We start from the raw sequence: 2,481 nt of genomic DNA on the forward strand, positions 1-2,481 counted from the left end.
CTGCCTTCGCAGCCCACCTTGCCGTCGCCGCTTGACGAGTTAGCGCCCTGAGGTGTCTACATGGCGATCATGTCGCTCGACCCCACCGGCAAGGGCCAGGCCCGCTGGACCATGCGCTGGAAGGCCGCACTGAACGCCTTCGACATCACCTTCGACGGCCGTCTCTCCGCAGCCCGGTAGTAACCTCAACAACCCGAATTACACCGTTCGTTGGACAGACCCACGGCTGCGCCGCCCACCCCGTGCCACCCTGGGCGGGCGTCTTCCTGCGAGCGGCGGCCTGCTTCACCTGGCTCGTCTCCGGCGAGGACCAGGAACTGCTCGCCGCGCCAGGTGACCGTGCGCACCTGCTGCGCGTGGCGGAGACGGCCAAGCTGCGCCCGCCCCAGCCGCCCGCAGCCCGCCGCGAAGGCCCTGTCGGCCGTGTGGAGTGGGACTGGCGCGAGCGGCAGGAAGCCGAGCGGTACGAAGCGGTGCCGACCAGTCGCGTCAGGCCCTCACGACGCTGAACACCCTGACGCGGTCGCTCGAAGTGGCAGGCTCAGTCGATCGAGAAGTCGGCGAACTCGACGTCGCTGAAGACGATGTGTAGACCGTGGGCCCGGCGGCCCCATTCGCGGAAGTAGCTGTGTCCCAGCGCGCGGGCGAGGATCACCGTCTGCTGCTCGCCCGCGCCGGCGTCCCGGGCGGCGAATAGCTCCCGGGCTACCTCTCCCGGCAGATCCTGGGTGATCCACCGCACCCGCGGATCGTCCGAGGACCCTGCCGCAGCAGCAAACCCGAACCGCGCCCGGGTATGGAAGACGAACCCCTCCGCCTCTGCCTGGGCACGCCGACGGGCCCGTATTCGGGGCTGCCACCGAGCCAGGACCGCTTTGTCGATCGCCTGGGCATGCCGCGGACCCGGCGGTCGACGTGCTCCGGACTTCTTTGTCACCCACCGCTGCACGGTTCGCTGTGAAACGCCCAGAAGACGTGCCACCTTCCTCGTGGAGCCCTTCTCGGATCTCATGAGGAAACGCAATGCCGAGGCGCCTGTAGGTACCGGGCGCGTCAGCAGTGCTCGTTCGATTCCGTTGCTGATCTTTCCCATGACTCTCCCCGGCTCTTGACCCCTATGGCTATCGGAGCTGCCATCTCTCCCACAGAGGTGGCCACTCGTGACCGAGATCCGCCGTATAGGGCGAACGATCGGCGAACCTGGGCTATGGGCGCAGAACGGGAGACGGAGATGGTGACGGACAGAGGTCAGAGTGTCCCGGTCGGCGGGGCCTGCTCAAGGATTGCACCGCCGAACGTGATGAGAGGCTGTGTCCCGGCCGGAATACACGCGAGGTGGTCCGGGCTGGCTGTCTTGCGCGCCGACTCATCCTGCGTCCGCAGGCCGAGAGGACGCTGGCGCCGGCCTCGCGAGCGGACCCGCGCCCATGCTATGGGTGACGGCCCGTCTCCTGCGGCGTCTGGAGGTCGTGCACGAGGGAGCGCAGATTGACGTGAACCAAGGCACGCGGGGTGTTGAGCCCGCGCGACGCCTGCTGGAGGAAGACGCCGGTCTTCTTCTCCGCGACGACGTGGTCGGCATAGCCTGCGGCGCAGGCAAGGTAGAACAGATCATTTAGGTCGTTGCGTACCCACTTGTCCGATGCGTTGCGCAAGCGGGCCTGAGTGATCTCCAGTACTCCGCCGTTGAAGGGCAAGCGAGCAAAGAAGTCGACCACCGTTTCCTCGTTCAGGAGAGCAGAGACGTTCTCGCTGCCGATACCAGCGATCAGGAGTGCCTGGGCGATGTCTCTACCCTGATCGCCCAGCATGTGTGCGGCCGTCACCAGACGTATGTCGCGATCTCCTGGATGATCCCGCATGTACTGGGCGAGCGTCGAGAGGGTAGCGGCCCATCGCTCGATGACCGCATTACTGGCGGCCAGCTCCTCCGGAGAAAGCGTGTCCTCCAGCAGGGCGCTTGCCCAGGCCACCTGCCAGGGGAGGCCGTCCGGGCGATGGGCGGCGGTCGGCGCGGCAACGCTGCTCGAAGGCGTGTAATTGAAGAAGGGGGAGTTCGCGGCGGTGGTGAAGACGTCCGTTGCCGTCAGCTTCGTCCCGCTGAATGCGCCCACCAACTCGTACCGTCGGACGACCAGCGGATTGAGCATGTGCCACCCGCCGTAGCCGTCCAACATGGCTCGTGCGAGCCGACGACGGCTGGGCTTCAAGCCGCGGTGAGCGGTCTCTACGAGGTGGGCCATCGACAGCGGCAACCGGACCTGCCCGGTCGCGGCCAACTCCCACAATGCAGTGGCGGCTTCGCGCTCCTCAGCCTTTTGGATCTTCTCGGGCGCATAGCGTGCCCGCGCCATCGTGATCCAGTGATTTTGATCCAGGTAGATGACCTGAGCTTGCTCCGTTTTGACGGACATTCGAGATCAGGGGTTCAGCCCCGGGAGGATGTTCATCATGGAGAGCATGGGGAAGAAGAAGCCTCGC

Annotated in this window: 3 protein-coding genes and 1 pseudogene; 1 reads left to right on the forward strand and 3 read right to left on the reverse strand. The window is 66.2% G+C overall.

Annotation, left to right across the window (positions count from 1 at the left end; all coding sequences use genetic code 11):
* Window positions 1-242: 242 nt before the first annotated feature.
* Complete coding sequence (locus tag AB0M87_RS33280) at window positions 243-509, forward strand: hypothetical protein (RefSeq protein WP_365859632.1); 267 nt, start codon at window positions 243-245, stop codon at window positions 507-509.
* A gap of 32 nt (window positions 510-541) precedes the next feature.
* Here the strand turns inward: AB0M87_RS33280 and AB0M87_RS33285 are convergent, their stop codons facing one another.
* From AB0M87_RS33285 to AB0M87_RS33295, 3 genes and pseudogenes are all read right to left on the reverse strand, one after another.
* Window positions 542-742, reverse strand: coding sequence for a terminal protein Tpg-like protein (locus AB0M87_RS33285; RefSeq protein WP_365859636.1), 201 nt, complete (start codon window positions 740-742; stop codon window positions 542-544).
* A gap of 198 nt (window positions 743-940) precedes the next feature.
* A pseudogene (locus AB0M87_RS33290) lies at window positions 941-1,093 on the reverse strand (XRE family transcriptional regulator); the annotation flags it as partial.
* A gap of 337 nt (window positions 1,094-1,430) precedes the next feature.
* Window positions 1,431-2,414, reverse strand: a complete 984-nt coding sequence (locus AB0M87_RS33295) for a hypothetical protein (RefSeq protein WP_365859634.1) — start codon at window positions 2,412-2,414, stop codon at window positions 1,431-1,433.
* Window positions 2,415-2,481 lie beyond the last annotated feature (67 nt).

Origin of the sequence: Streptomyces sp. NPDC051320 (genome assembly GCF_040682175.1) — a bacterium.
Lineage (GTDB): Bacteria > Actinomycetota > Actinomycetes > Streptomycetales > Streptomycetaceae > Streptomyces.